Source organism: Streptomyces sp. NPDC054866, assembly GCF_053610745.1.
Genome location: NZ_JBSGZA010000001.1, coordinates 22,027 through 35,191, shown reverse-complemented (window position 1 = coordinate 35,191; position 13,165 = coordinate 22,027). Strand labels below are relative to the sequence as shown.

Below are 13,165 nucleotides of genomic sequence, written 5' to 3'. Positions count from 1 at the left end.
GCCCTGGTCGTCTCAGTCCCCGTCGTACTCCAAGTCCCCCGCGTCCTCGCCCTCTTCCTCGATGGCCTGCCGGACGATCCGGAGCGCCAGGCCTTCCGAGTAGCCCTTGCGGGCGAGCATGCCCGCGAGGCGGCGCAGCCGTTTGTCGCGGTCGAGGCCCCGCGTGGCACGGAGCTTGCGAGCGACGAGCTCGCGTGCCGTCGCCTCCTCCTGCTCCGAGTCGAGCTGTCCGACGGCCTCCTCGATCAGCGTGGCGTCCACGCCCTTCGTACGCAGCTCCTGCGCGAGCGCCCGTCGGGCGAGTCCCCTGCCGTGGTGCCGGGACTCCACCCACGCGCCCGCGAAGGCACCGTCGTTGATCAGGCCGACCTCTTCGAAGCGGGTCAGCACTTCCTCCGCCACGTCCTCCGGGATGTCCCGCTTGCGCAGCGCGTCCGCCAGCTGTTTGCGCGTGCGCGGGGTCCCGGTGAGCAGCCGCAGACAGATCGCCCGCGCCTTCTCGGCCGGATCCGTCGGCGGCGGCTCCCCCTTCTCGGCCCTCGACGAGGAAGGGGGACCGCTGTCCTGTGAACCGCCGCCCTGGCCTTCACCGAAGCCGCCACGCCGTCGGCGCCCCCTCCGGCCGCCGCCCCCGCGGAAGCCGGTGCCGTCGCCCTCCTGGTCGGCGCCGCCCTGATCCGCACCGTCCGCGAGGCCTCGGCCCGCGGGGTCGGTGTGGTGCTCGGGAGTGATCTGGTCCGCCCAGTCCGTGCGCCGCGTCATGGATCAGCTCTTGGCCGCGGCGGCCTTGGGCTTGGTGGCCTTGGTCGCCGGGGCGGGCACCGTCTTGGCAGCGTCCTCGGCGGTCGCGCCCGCGGCGTCCTTGCCGGGCTCCTCGGCCTTCGGGTCGTCCTCCTTCGGCTTCACGCCGACGCCCAGCTTCTCCTTGATCTTCCGCTCGATCTCGTTGGCGAGGTCGGGGTTGTCCTTCAGGAAGTTACGGGCGTTCTCCTTGCCCTGGCCGAGCTGGTCACCCTCGTACGTGTACCAGGCGCCTGCCTTGCGGACGAAGCCGTTCTCCACGCCCATGTCGATCAGGCCGCCCTCGCGGCTGATGCCCTGGCCGTAGAGGATGTCGAACTCGGCCTGCTTGAAGGGCGGCGCGACCTTGTTCTTGACGACCTTGACGCGGGTGCGGTTGCCGACCGCGTCCGTGCCGTCCTTCAGGGTCTCGATCCGGCGGATGTCGAGCCGCACCGAGGCGTAGAACTTCAGCGCGCGGCCACCGGTCGTGGTCTCCGGCGAGCCGAACATCACGCCGATCTTCTCGCGGAGCTGGTTGATGAAGATCGCGGTGGTCTTGGACTGGTTGAGCGCGCTGGTGATCTTCCGGAGTGCCTGGCTCATCAGGCGGGCCTGCAGACCCACGTGCGAGTCGCCCATCTCACCCTCGATCTCCGCGCGCGGCACCAGGGCCGCGACGGAGTCGATGACGATCAGGTCGAGCGCGCCGGAGCGGACCAGCATGTCGACGATCTCCAGAGCCTGCTCGCCGTTGTCCGGCTGGGACAGGATCAGGTTGTCGATGTCGACGCCCAGCTTCTTCGCGTACTCGGGGTCGAGTGCGTGCTCGGCGTCCACGAAGGCGACGGCGCCGCCTGCGCGCTGTGCGTTCGCCACGGCGTGCAGCGTCAGCGTCGTCTTACCGGAGGATTCCGGTCCGTACACCTCCACCACACGGCCGCGCGGGATGCCGCCGACGCCGAGCGCGACGTCGAGCGCGGTCGACCCGGTGGGGATGACCTCGATGGGGTCGTTCGGCCGCTCGCCCATGCGCATCACTGCGCCCTTGCCGAATTGCCGTTCAATCTGTGCGAGCGCGGCTTCGAGCGCCTTCTCGCGGTCGGTTCCTGCCATGGGTTCCACCCGATTTGCTTGTGTCGATCGCTTCACGTCAATGACGCTAGCGCCTGCCACTGACAATCCGCCCCGACGCCCGTCCGGCCTGTGGATAACTCGAGGCGATCGCCCCGCCGAAAACCGCCGGAGCCCCAGGGATCCCCCCGCGAAAACCCCGGGAAAACGCCGCCAGGCAACCCATAAGAATGGATGTTCGATTTTGGTGTCAAGCGCACCACGCGGCTCCCACCGAGACTTCGGCGGAGGTCTGGAGGGTGCTTACCGGCGCTCGCCCGAGCCTGGCTCCTGACCCGAAGCCTCCTCCGCCGCGACCTCGGCCTCCGACGCCGCCCCCGGCCGGTTCGGCCCCCGCAGAGCGCGCCTCACGCGCGTGAGGACGGATACTCCGCCCTTGCGCCGGTGTCCGTGGACACGCGGGTCGTCCGTGACGTCGTACCGCTTCACGTACGCCCCCAGGAAGGCCTGCAGGGTCGCGATCGCCGGGATGGAGATCAGGGCGCCGACCGCTCCGAGGAGCGCCGTGCCCGCGATGACCGACCCGAAGGCGACCGCCGGGTGGATGTCCACGCTCTTGGCGGTGAGCTTGGGCTGCAGGACGTAGTTCTCGAACTGCTGGTAGACCACGACGAAGAGCAGCACCCACAGCGCGAACCAGGGGTCGACCGTGAAGGCGATCAGCATCGGCAGCGCGCCCGCCAGATACGTGCCGATGGTGGGGATGAACTGTGAGACAAGACCGACCCACACCGCGAGCACGGGCGCGTACGGCACGCTGAGGACCTGCAGCAGGACGTAGTGCGCGACTCCGGAGATCAGCGCCATCAGACCGCGCGAGTAGATATAGCCGCCGGTCTTGTCGACCGCGATCTCCCAGGCGCGGAGCACTTCCGCCTGGCGGGCGGGCGGAAGCACCGAGCAGAGCGCACGCCGCAGCCGCGGGCCGTCGGCCGCGAAGTAGAACGAGAACAGCAGGACCGTCAGGAGCTGGAAGAGACCCCCGAGGACCTGCGCCGACACGTCCAGGACGCCGCTGGCGCTGTTCTGCACGTACTTCTGCAGCCAGTCCGAGTGGACCAGGCTGTCCTGGATCTCGACCCGGGAGAGCTCCGTGTGGAACGTCTGGTTGATCCAGCTGATGACATCGTCGAGGTACTCGGGGAAGTCCTCGACCATGTCCACGATCTGGCCCGCGAGCATCGACCCCATGAGCGTGATGAAGCCGGCGCCCACGATCAGGACACCGAGGAAGACCAGGAAGGTGGCGAAGCCCCTGCGCAGTCCGCGCGCGGCCATCCAGCTCACCGCGGGCTCTACCGCGAGCGCCAGGAAGAACGCGATCAGGACGTTGATCAACAGCCCGGTCAGCTGGTGGAAGGCCCAACTGCCCAGCTGGAAACAGGCGATGAGCGCGAGGGCGAGCACCATGGCACGCGGCAGCCAGCGCGGCATGCTGGCGGCCCGCCCGGTCTCCGCCCCGTTCGGGGGCTGGGCCGGCGGCGTCGTGCCGAGCGGAGCTACGTCCTGAGTGACCTGCGCGGTCTCGTCTGTCGATGCCACGGGGCCAGTCTCGCCCACGCCACCGACATTCGGCCGCCGCCCCCACGTCTTCGCGCTCGACGGCGCTCGGGACGGGGGCGGGAGGACGGCGAAGTGTCCGACTGTGTCCGGCTGCGTCTGAATGCGTCGTGCCGCGTCCGGCGGTCAGCGCCTTTCGGCAGGCACGTCCATGGCCGCGCACACGGCGCGCCAGACGTCCTTGGCGTCCCAGCCCGCGTCAAGTGCCTGATGCACCGTGCGCCCGCCGAGCTCGGCCATCACGTGATCGCGAGCGAACGAGTCGGCGTACCCCTGTCCGAAGTGGTCCGCCATCCGCTCCCAGAAAACCGTCAACCGCATGCCCTCAGTATCGCTCCCTTGAGAGTGCAGCCGGACGCAGGGGGCTTACCGAAGGCGCTTTCCGGCCTACGGTCTGTGCATGGCCGAAACCGGAGCATCCCCGCACGCCGCGCACTCGCCGGTCGCACGCGCCGAGCACTTCGTCTGGCTCACCGCGCGCGTCCTCGAGCAGCGGCGGTTCGCGTACCACTTCCTGAGCGGCACGGGCGGCGCCGGAGCCGGCCCGTCGGCCGACGCGGTCGAGACCGCCCTGGCCGCGTACGACACCGCGGACGGGGGGTACGGATACGCGCTCGAACCGGATCTGCGCGGCCCTGTCAGCCAGCCCCTGCACGCCGGACACGCGCTGCGCGTCCTGGACTCGATCCGACGCTGCGGCGGGCAGCGGGTGGAGCGCGTGTGCCGCTACCTGACGTCGGTGTCGACGTCCGACGGTGCCCTTCCGGCGATCCATCCCAGCCAACGCGGCTACCCCTCGGCTCCGTTCGTGCCCGTGCTGGACGATCCCCCCAGCGAACTCCTCGCCACCGGCCCCGTAGTGGGCCTGTTGCACCGCAACGAGGTGTGGCACGCCTGGCTGTTCAGGGCCACCGACTTCTGCTGGGCCGCGGTGGAGTCCCTGGAGAAGTCCCATCCGTACGAGATCGAGGCGGCCGTCGCCTTCCTGGACGGGGCACCCGACCGCCCGCGCGCGGAGGCGGCAGCCGACCGGCTCGGCAGGATCGCGCGGGAGCAGAACCTCGTGGCGCTCGACCCCGAGCGGCTGGACGCGTATCCCGTGGCGCCGGGCTACGCACCGGGTGAGCATCACTTCCCGCACGACTACGCGAAGGCCCCCGAGTCGCTCGCGCGCGCGTGGTTCACCGACGAGGAGATGGCGCTCTCCCTGGACTTCCTGGAGCGGGAGCAGCAGGAGGACGGCGGCTGGCCGATCCGATGGCGGCAGTGGGCACAGGCCAGCACCCTCGAAGCACGCCCGATCGTCACCATCGAGGCGCTGCGCACCCTACGGGCGTACGGCCGGTCCATTGCCTGACGGGGGCTCCTCGGCCTCTCTCAGGAGCAGCGCCGCGATGGCGAGTGCCGTGCCGCGCGGCGCCGACAGGTCGATGCCGGTGCGTTCGCCGATCTTCGCGAGGCGGTTGTCGACGGTGTTGGGGTGCAGGCCGAGAGCGGCGGCGGTCGCCCTGCGCTCCTGTTGATGGCCGAGGTGGGTACGCAGCGTCTCCAAGAGCTCGGGGCGGTCGGCGACCGGGTCGAGCAGGGCGGAGATGAGGTGGCTGCTCTCGTTGCGGCGGGAGAGGTGGTACTCGAGGAGCACGTCCTCCATGCGGTGCAGTCCCGGAGGCATGCCGCACGCGCGCGTGATGCGCAGTATCTCCGTCGCGGTCCGCGCCGCGTCGGTCACGGCCTCGGGTCCGGCGGCGTCCACGGCGGCCACGCGTACGGGAAGGTCGCAGGCCTTGCTGAGGCGGCGCGGCAGGTCTTCGGGCGGCCGGCACTGCTGGGGCACGATGACCCGTCCGCCGTCGGCCTCCAGGAGGGCGAGCACCTCCACCTCGAAGGCGTGGTCCAGGGCGGTCTGCACGCGCCGCAGCCGCCGCCGTACCGCTACGGGGCCCTCGGCCGACGCCCCGTCGAAGCCGACCGCCAGAACGAGCACGGGCCCGGTCAGACCCAGTTGGTCGAGGAGTAGGTGACCGGGCGGCACCATGCCGTCGAGCAGACCGCGGACCAGGGACCTGCGCTGGGCGCGCTGCTCGGCTTCCAGGGCGGATCGCTCGTCCAGGTAGGTCTCGGCCACGGTCCCGACGATGGCGGGGTGGGACTGCAGCAGCACGTCCACGAGCTCGACCAGGGCCGCATCCTCGCCGGGGCGGGCCACGTCGCGCAGCGCCTGCCACAGGACGTAGACCCCCAGAGCGTGCGTCCGCAGCAGCAGGTGCAGCGGCATGCCCTCTTCCGCGCGCTGCGCGGCCCGCTCGCGGAAGAGCCGGTGGCTGCCGGGCCGATCGGAGACGTGGCGCAGGAAGAGGCGCACTCCGTGGCGTGCGGTCGCGGCTATCTCCAGGTCCTTCACATCGTCGGGGAGCTCCGCGTAGCCGGGCAGCTCCTCGAACGACTCACGGGCCATCCTGCGGGCCAGCTCATTGACCCTGGGCTCGCAGCGCGCCGCGAGGGATCTCGCCTCGGAGGACAGGGCCACGGTGTCTCCTCTCCAGGGGCCGGGCCGCGGTTGTGACGCGTCACATTACCCACGGGAACAGGGCTGGCTGCGGCTGGCTGCTGACGACGGGGATGGCGGCAGCGGTCAGCCCATGAGCGCCCGCGCCCCCGCCGTGACTACCACGGCCGCCCCGATGACGACCAGGAACGGGGCCCGCATCAGCAGCGCCACGGCCGCCGCCGCGAGCCCCAGGGCCTTCGCGTCCAGTTCCAGGGCCCGCCCGTCGGCGAAGGCCTGCTGGGCCGTGAGCGCGGCCAGCAGCGCCACGGGCAGCAGGGCGGCCATGCGCTTGACGAGCGGGCGTTCCAGGGCGCCCGCCGGTACCAGCAGGCCCGCGAGCTTCACGAGGTAACAGCCGACGAAGGTCACGCCGATCGCAATCCAGATGTTCAACGGTCTTCCTTCTGGCTGTCGTTCTGGGCCTGGGTGTCGTGCTGGGCGTGGGCGTCGTTCTGGGCGCCGTCAGGGCATGCGGCTCCCTTGGCGGATGCCTTGCGGCCCTCTACGTAGAGCACCGCCGGCACGGCGAGCGCGGCCACCAGGACCGGCACTCCAGCGGGCAGCACGGGCAGCAGGCCGAGCCCCAGGAGAACCGCGACCGCTGCCACGGCCCGCTCCGTAGTCGTCCGTAGCATCGGCGCGAGCAGCGCGAGGAAGACCGCCGGTCCCGCGGCGTCGAGCCCCCACCTGTCGGTGTCACCGATGGCCTCGGCGCCGAGCGCCCCGAGGAGCGTGGTGAGGTTCCACAGCAGGTAGAGGCTCAGTCCGGTGACGGTGAAGCCGATGCGGGCGGCGCGTCGTGTCGGCTGTGCGAGCGAGACGGCGGTGGTCTCGTCGATGACCCAGTGGGCGGCGAACGGGCGCACCGCGCGCGGGAGGGCCAGCAACTGCGAGAGCCGCAGCCCGTAGAACGCGTTGCGCACGCCGAGGAAGAAGGCGCCCGCCGCCGCGGTGAACGGATTGCCGCCGCCCGCGAGCGCCCCGACCAGTGCGAACTGCGAGGCCCCGGTGAAGACCAGCAGGCTGAGCGCGCAGGTCTGGAGCACGGTGAGGCCGCTGCCCGCCGAGGTCACTCCGAAGGCGAAGCCGGAGAGTCCGACGGCGATCCCGACGCCGAGGGCGTCGCGGACGACGGCGGAGTCGGGTTTCTCCGGTGTGCCGATCGACCGGTCGTCGTGCTCGATCTGGCCCGGGGTTATGTCTGCGGGTGTCGTCTGTTCTGCCACACGCCGGACGGTACGAGCAGGTCCGATTCCCCGTCTTGTACGTTCTTGCGCTCACGCTGGTACGCCCCGGGCGGCACGCCGACGATCCGCGTGAAGTGCCGGTTCAGGTGCGGCTGGTCGGTGAGGCCCACGGCGACGGCCGCTTCGGCGGGTGTCGTTCCCGTGTCCAGGAGGCGCAGTGCGGCGCGCACACGGGCGTCGGTGAGCCAGGCGTGCGGAGGCATTCCGTACGTGTCCCGGAAGGCCCGCAGCAGGGCGAAGGGGCCGACTCCGAGATCGGCGGCGAGCCGCTCCAGGCTCGGCGGGTCCGCGAGCCGCTCCTCCAGGACGGCACGCGCGCCTGCCGCGGTCCTGGCACCGGCCGTGCGCACGGCACGCTGCGGGACGGGGCCGCCGTTCAGCCGCAGCAGCCGGGTCACCGCCACCCGCAGCAATGTGTCGGCGGCGAGCGCGTTGCCCTCCTCGGCGGCTCGCAGTACCCGGTGGACGAGGGTCACGGCGTACTGGTCCTCGAGCACAGGACGGATGAAGCCGGGGGCTCCCCGAATGGTGGTGGTCTCCGCGGCGATGGCCGCGACCAGTTCCGGCGACGGATAGACGGCCGCGTACCGCCAGCCCTCGGGCGCACCGGCCCGGCCCGTGTGGGGCGTGTCGGGGTTGATCAGGGCCAGGGTCCCCGGCCCCGCGTGCTGATCGGCGCCGCCGTGGTGGAAGACGTCGACGCCTTCGGCGATCGCGGCGATCACGAAGTGCTCGTGGGTGTGTCGCACGAACGTCTTGCTGATGTAGTGGGCACGCAGCAGGTCGACCCCGGGCAGCTCCGCGTACCGCCAGTGCCGCGCCTGCTCAGCCGAACCTGCCATGACCCCATTCTGCGACAGCCGCGCAAACCCTTTTCCGCAGGTCGGCGCCGTTGTCAGTGGCGGGGTGCACGATGGGGTCATGGTCAGGTCCGCATCCAGTGCTCCCGGCGCCCCCGGCGCCCTCGACGGGTTCTCCCCCGCGACCCGCAGCTGGTTCACGGGGGCTTTCTCCGCGCCCACGTCCGCGCAGGCCGGGGCGTGGAAGGCCATCGGCGAGGGCTCGGACGTGCTGGTCGTCGCGCCCACCGGCTCGGGCAAGACGCTGGCCGCGTTCCTCGCCGCCCTCGACCAGCTGGCCTCGACGCCGCCGCCCGCCGACCCCAAGAAGCGCTGCCGCGTGCTGTACGTGTCTCCGCTGAAGGCCCTCGCGGTCGATGTGGAGCGCAATCTGCGCAGCCCGCTGACCGGCATCCGGCAGGAGTCCGTGCGCCTCGGGCTCCCCGAGCCCGAGGTCCGGGTCGGTATCCGCTCGGGCGACACCCCGCCCGCCGAGCGCCGCTCCCTGGCCACGCGCCCGCCGGACATCCTGATCACCACCCCCGAGTCGCTCTTCCTGATGCTCACCTCCGCCGCGCGGGACGCGCTGACGGGCATCGAGACGGTGATCCTGGACGAGGTGCACGCGGTCGCGGGCACCAAGCGCGGCGCCCATCTCGCCCTCTCCCTGGAGCGGCTCGACGAGCTGCTGCCCCGGCCCGCCCGCCGCATCGGCCTGTCGGCGACCGTCCGTCCGGTGGACGAAGTGGCGCGCTATCTGTCCCCGCAGCGCAGGGTGGAGATCGTCCAGCCGCCGTCCGGCAAGGAGTTCGACCTCTCCGTGGTCGTGCCGGTCGAGGACCTCGGGGAGCTGGGAGGCTCGCCGGTCGCCGAGAACGACCAAGGCGCGGAGCGCCCCTCGATCTGGCCGCATGTCGAGGAGCGCATCACCGACCTCGTCCAGGCACACCGCTCGACGATCGTGTTCGCCAACTCACGCCGTCTCGCGGAGCGCCTGTGCAACAGGCTCAACGAAATCGCGTACGAACGCGCGACGGGAGAGCCCCTCCCCGAAGACCACTCCCCCGCGGAGCTGATGGCCGAGTCGGGCGCTGCCAAGGGAGCTCCTCCGGTCCTCGCCCGGGCCCACCACGGCTCGGTCTCCAAGGAGCAGCGCGCGCTCGTCGAGGAGGACCTGAAGGCGGGCCGCCTGCCGGCCGTCGTCGCCACGTCCAGCCTGGAGCTGGGCATCGACATGGGCGCGGTCGACCTGGTGGTCCAGGTCGAGTCACCGCCCTCCGTGGCCTCCGGCCTGCAGCGGGTCGGCCGGGCGGGACACCAGGTGGGTGCGGTCTCCACCGGCGTCGTCTTCCCCAAGTACCGAGGCGACCTGGTGCAGGCCGCCGTGGTCACCGAGCGGATGCGGACCGGCTCCATCGAGTCGCTGCGCATCCCGGCCAACCCCTTGGACGTCCTTGCGCAGCAGCTCGTCGCGACGGTCTCCCTGGACACCTGGCAGGTCGACGACCTGCTGGCCCTGGTCCGCAGGGCCGCCTCCTTCGCCTCGCTCCCGGAGTCGGCGTTCACGGCCGTCCTGGACATGCTCGCGGGACGCTATCCCTCGGACGCCTTCGCGGAGTTGCGCCCCCGTGTGGTCTGGGACCGAGTCGCCGGCACCGTCACCGGGCGGCCGGGGGCGCAGCGTCTCGCGGTCACCTCCGGGGGCACGATTCCCGACCGCGGCCTCTTCGGGGTCTTCCTCGCCGGCGCCGACCCCAAGAAGGGCGGAGGCCGCGTCGGAGAGCTCGACGAAGAGATGGTCTATGAGTCCAGGGTGGGCGATGTCTTCACGCTCGGCACCAGTTCCTGGCGCATCGAGGACATCACACGCGATCGCGTGCTGGTCTCCCCCGCTCCCGGTGTCCCGGGGCGGCTCCCCTTCTGGAAGGGCGACCAGCTGGGCCGGCCGCTCGAACTGGGCCGTGCGGTGGGCGCGTTCCTCCGTGAGGTCGGCTCCCTGTCGCGCGACGACGCGCGCGTGCGCCTGCTGGCCGCGGGCCTGGACGAGTGGGCCGCCGACAACGTCCTGACGTACCTCGCCGAGCAGCGTGAAGCCTGCGGCCACATCCCGGACGACCGCACGATCGTGGTCGAGCGGTTCCGCGACGAACTGGGCGACTGGCGGGTCGTGGTGCACTCCCCGTTCGGCGCGCAGGTGCACGCCCCCTGGGCCCTGGCCCTCGCCTCCAGGCTGACCGAGCGGTACGGCATGGACGCCCAGGTCATGCACGCCGACGACGGCATCGTGCTGCGCCTGCCGGACGCCGACCTGATGAGCCTGGACCTGCTCGACCAGGAGCCCACCGACCGGCCTCTGGAGTACGACAGCGAGCAGGCCCCCGTAGGCGCGGGAGACGTCGCCTTCGACAAGGGCGAGGTCAACCAGATCGTCACCGACCAGGTGGGCGGCTCGGCCCTGTTCGCCTCGCGCTTCCGAGAGTGCGCCGCCCGCGCGCTGCTGCTGCCGCGCCGCAGCCCCGGAAAGCGCACGCCTCTGTGGCAGCAGCGCCAGCGCGCCGCGCAACTGCTCCAGGTGGCCAGCGAGTTCGGGTCGTTCCCCATCGTCCTGGAAGCCGTCAGGGAGTGCCTCCAGGACGTCTTCGACGTCCCCGGTCTCACGGAACTGATGGGCGACATCGAGTCCCGCAAGGTCCGGCTCGTCGAGGTCACCACCCCCGAGCCGTCCCCGTTCGCCCGCTCCCTCCTGTTCGGGTACGTGGCGCAATTCCTGTACGAGGGTGACTCACCGCTCGCCGAGCGGCGCGCGGCGGCCCTCTCCCTGGACTCCCGGCTGCTCTCCGAGCTCCTGGGCCAGGCCGAGCTGCGTGAGCTGCTCGACGCGGACGTCCTCACGGAACTGGAGCAGGAGCTCCAGTGGCGCACGGAGGATCGCCGCGTCAAGGACGCCGAGGGCGTCGCCGACCTGCTGCGCCTCCTCGGGCCGCTCACCGCAGCCGAGCTGGCCGAGCGCGGCGCCGAGCCGGAGTGGGCGCAGGAGCTGGCATCCGCCCGCCGCGCGATCAGCGTCCGCATCGCCGGGGCCGACCACTGGGCAGCGATCGAGGACGCGGGCCGGCTGCGCGACGCGCTGGGCACCGCGCTGCCGGTCGGCGTCCCGGAGGCGTTCACGGAGCCCGTCAAGGACCCGCTGGGCGACCTCGTCGCGCGGTACGCACGCACGCACGGCCCGTTCACCTCGGCGACGGCGGCGGCCCGTTTCGGCCTCGGCGTCGCGGTCACCGAGGGCGCGCTGCAGCGCCTGGCCGCCAACGGTCGTGTCGTACAAGGAGAGTTCCATCCGGCGGGCATCGGCCAGGAGTGGTGTGACGCGGCCGTCCTGCGCCGCCTGCGGCGCCGCTCCCTCGCGGCCCTCCGGCATGAGCTTGAGCCGGTGCCGCCCGCCGCGCTCGCCCAGTTCCTGCCCCAGTGGCAGAACTTGAGCGGGCACGGACTGCGCGGCGTGGACGGACTGGTGCGCGCCATCGAGCAGTTGCAGGGGGCGACCGTGCCGGCGTCCGCTCTCGAGAAGCTCGTCCTGCCCTCCCGCGTGTCCGGCTACGCACCGGCGATGCTCGACGAACTCACCGCCGCGGGAGAGGTGGTGTGGGCCGGGGCCGGCGCCCTGCCGGGCAAGGACGGCTGGGTCTCCCTCTATCTGGCCGATGCCGCGCCCCTGCTCCTGCCACCAGCTCACCCGCTGGAGCTCACCGCACTCCACGAGTCAGTCCTTGGCACCCTCTCCGGGGGGTACGGCCTGTTCTTCCGGCAGATCGCCGACCAGGTCCGTGCCACGACTCACCCCGAGGCCTCCGACCCCCAACTGGCCGACGTGATCTGGGACCTGGCCTGGTCCGGACGGCTCACGAACGACACGCTGGCCCCGATGCGCTCGCTCCTCGGCTCGGGCCGCACCGCGGGCTCCACGGCGCATCGCGCCAAGCGCACCATCCCGCGCGGGCGCTACGGCACGCTGACGGCCGCCGCCCGCCCCACGTCGCGTACGGGGCCGCCGACCGTGGCGGGCCGCTGGTCGCTGCTCCCCGCCCACGAGCCCGACCCCACCCTGCGCGCCCACGCCCTGGCCCGCACCCTCCTTGACCGGCACGGCGTGGTCACCCGGGGGGCGGTCGCGGCCGAGGGGGTCGAGGGCGGCTTCTCGGCGACGTACCGCGTCCTGTCCGCCTTCGAGGACAGCGGCCAGGCGCGGCGCGGCTACGTGGTCGAAGGGCTTGGCGCCGCCCAGTTCGCCATGGACGGCGCGGTGGACCGACTGCGCGCGGCGGCGAACGCACGTGACCGCGCGGACAGTTCACCGGCCGCCATGAACTACTCACCGCGCCCCTCGGAAACCCAGGCCATCGTCCTGGCCGCCGCCGACCCGGCCAACGCTTACGGAGCCGCGCTTCCCTGGCCCGATCCGCCCACCGACGCGGGGCACAAGCCTGGCCGCAAGGCAGGCTCCCTGGTCGTCCTTGTCGACGGCGAACTGACCCTCTACATGGAGCGCGGCGGCAAGACCCTGCTGGCCTGGCCCTCGACTCCGCAGGATGACACCCCGGCCACCGAGGACGCACGGCTGCACGCGGCCGCCGAAGCCCTCGCCGCCGCGGCCCGAGCGGGCTCACTCGGCACGGTCACGGTCGAACGCATCAACGGCGGCTCCGCCCTGACCTCCCCCTTCGCCCCTCTCCTGGAAGGAGCAGGCTTCCACGCCACCCCCCGGGGCCTACGCCTACGCGCGTGACGCCGCTCTGCCACCGCGGGGCACCCGGCGACGCGCCCGCGAGGGCCCCGCCCGGCCACTCGGCCATGGGCCGACCGCGCCTGCCCTGCCCACGGGGCCTACTCCTAAGCGCGTGACGCCGCCGGGGCACTCCAACCCCAGGCACACGCAGCCCAACCCGGCTCTCTCCCCCAAGCCACACGGCAACGGGAGCCACCCGCCCGCCGCCCGGCCAAGCGACCACCGACCAGCCCCGCCCCCCACCCCGATCACACGCCCACACAAGCCACCCCAC

Annotated in this window: 9 protein-coding genes and 1 pseudogene; 2 read left to right on the top strand and 8 right to left on the bottom strand. The window is 72.1% G+C overall.

Translation table 11 applies throughout. The features are described from left to right. Nucleotides 1-12 precede the first annotated feature (12 nt). The 4 genes from recX to ACWGI2_RS00115 form a co-directional block, all read right to left on the bottom strand. A complete protein-coding gene (gene recX, locus ACWGI2_RS00130; RefSeq protein WP_453692665.1) occupies nt 13-762 on the bottom strand; it encodes a recombination regulator RecX in 750 nt (249 codons plus the stop codon). A 3-nt stretch (nt 763-765) separates the two neighbouring features. Then, nucleotides 766-1,896 carry a recombinase RecA gene (gene recA, locus ACWGI2_RS00125; RefSeq protein ID WP_453401686.1) on the bottom strand — a complete coding sequence of 377 codons (1,131 nt, stop codon included), beginning with the start codon at nt 1,894-1,896 and terminating at the stop codon, nt 766-768. A gap of 261 nt (nt 1,897-2,157) precedes the next feature. Next, the gene (locus tag ACWGI2_RS00120) at nt 2,158-3,456 is read right to left on the bottom strand and encodes an AI-2E family transporter (protein WP_453692663.1); all 1,299 of its coding nucleotides are present in this window, start codon (nt 3,454-3,456) and stop codon (nt 2,158-2,160) included. Between the two features lie 144 nt (nt 3,457-3,600). After that, entirely contained in the window at nt 3,601-3,795 is a 195-nt protein-coding gene (locus tag ACWGI2_RS00115; RefSeq protein ID WP_160507579.1) for a DUF3046 domain-containing protein, read from the bottom strand. Between the two features lie 79 nt (nt 3,796-3,874). Between ACWGI2_RS00115 and ACWGI2_RS00110 the strand changes: the two genes are divergently transcribed. Beyond that, nucleotides 3,875-4,831, top strand: a complete 957-nt coding sequence (locus tag ACWGI2_RS00110) for a hypothetical protein (RefSeq protein WP_453692661.1) — start codon at nt 3,875-3,877, stop codon at nt 4,829-4,831. Here the strand turns inward: ACWGI2_RS00110 and ACWGI2_RS00105 are convergent. From ACWGI2_RS00105 to ACWGI2_RS00090, 4 genes and pseudogenes are all read right to left on the bottom strand, one after another. Beyond that, on the bottom strand, nt 4,802-6,001 hold the full coding sequence (locus ACWGI2_RS00105; RefSeq protein ID WP_453692659.1) for a PucR family transcriptional regulator: 1,200 nt from the start codon (nt 5,999-6,001) through the stop codon (nt 4,802-4,804). The two genes, ACWGI2_RS00110 and ACWGI2_RS00105, sit on opposite strands and share 30 nt — an antisense overlap. A 105-nt stretch (nt 6,002-6,106) precedes the next feature. Further along, nucleotides 6,107-6,415 (bottom strand): AzlD domain-containing protein, encoded by a 309-nt coding sequence (locus tag ACWGI2_RS00100; RefSeq protein WP_160507576.1) that lies wholly within the window; start codon nt 6,413-6,415, stop codon nt 6,107-6,109. After that, nucleotides 6,412-7,221, bottom strand: a complete 810-nt coding sequence (locus tag ACWGI2_RS00095; protein WP_453694608.1) for an AzlC family ABC transporter permease — start codon at nt 7,219-7,221, stop codon at nt 6,412-6,414. Before ACWGI2_RS00095 ends, ACWGI2_RS00100 begins: the two co-directional genes overlap by 4 nt. Nucleotides 7,222-7,256: 35 nt before the next feature. Next, nucleotides 7,257-8,111: pseudogene (locus tag ACWGI2_RS00090) on the bottom strand (AraC family transcriptional regulator); the annotation flags it as partial. Nucleotides 8,112-8,190: 79 nt separating this feature from the next. Between ACWGI2_RS00090 and ACWGI2_RS00085 the strand changes: the two are divergent. Beyond that, nucleotides 8,191-12,891, top strand: coding sequence for an ATP-dependent helicase (locus ACWGI2_RS00085; RefSeq protein ID WP_453692657.1), 4,701 nt, complete (start codon nt 8,191-8,193; stop codon nt 12,889-12,891). Nucleotides 12,892-13,165 lie beyond the last annotated feature (274 nt).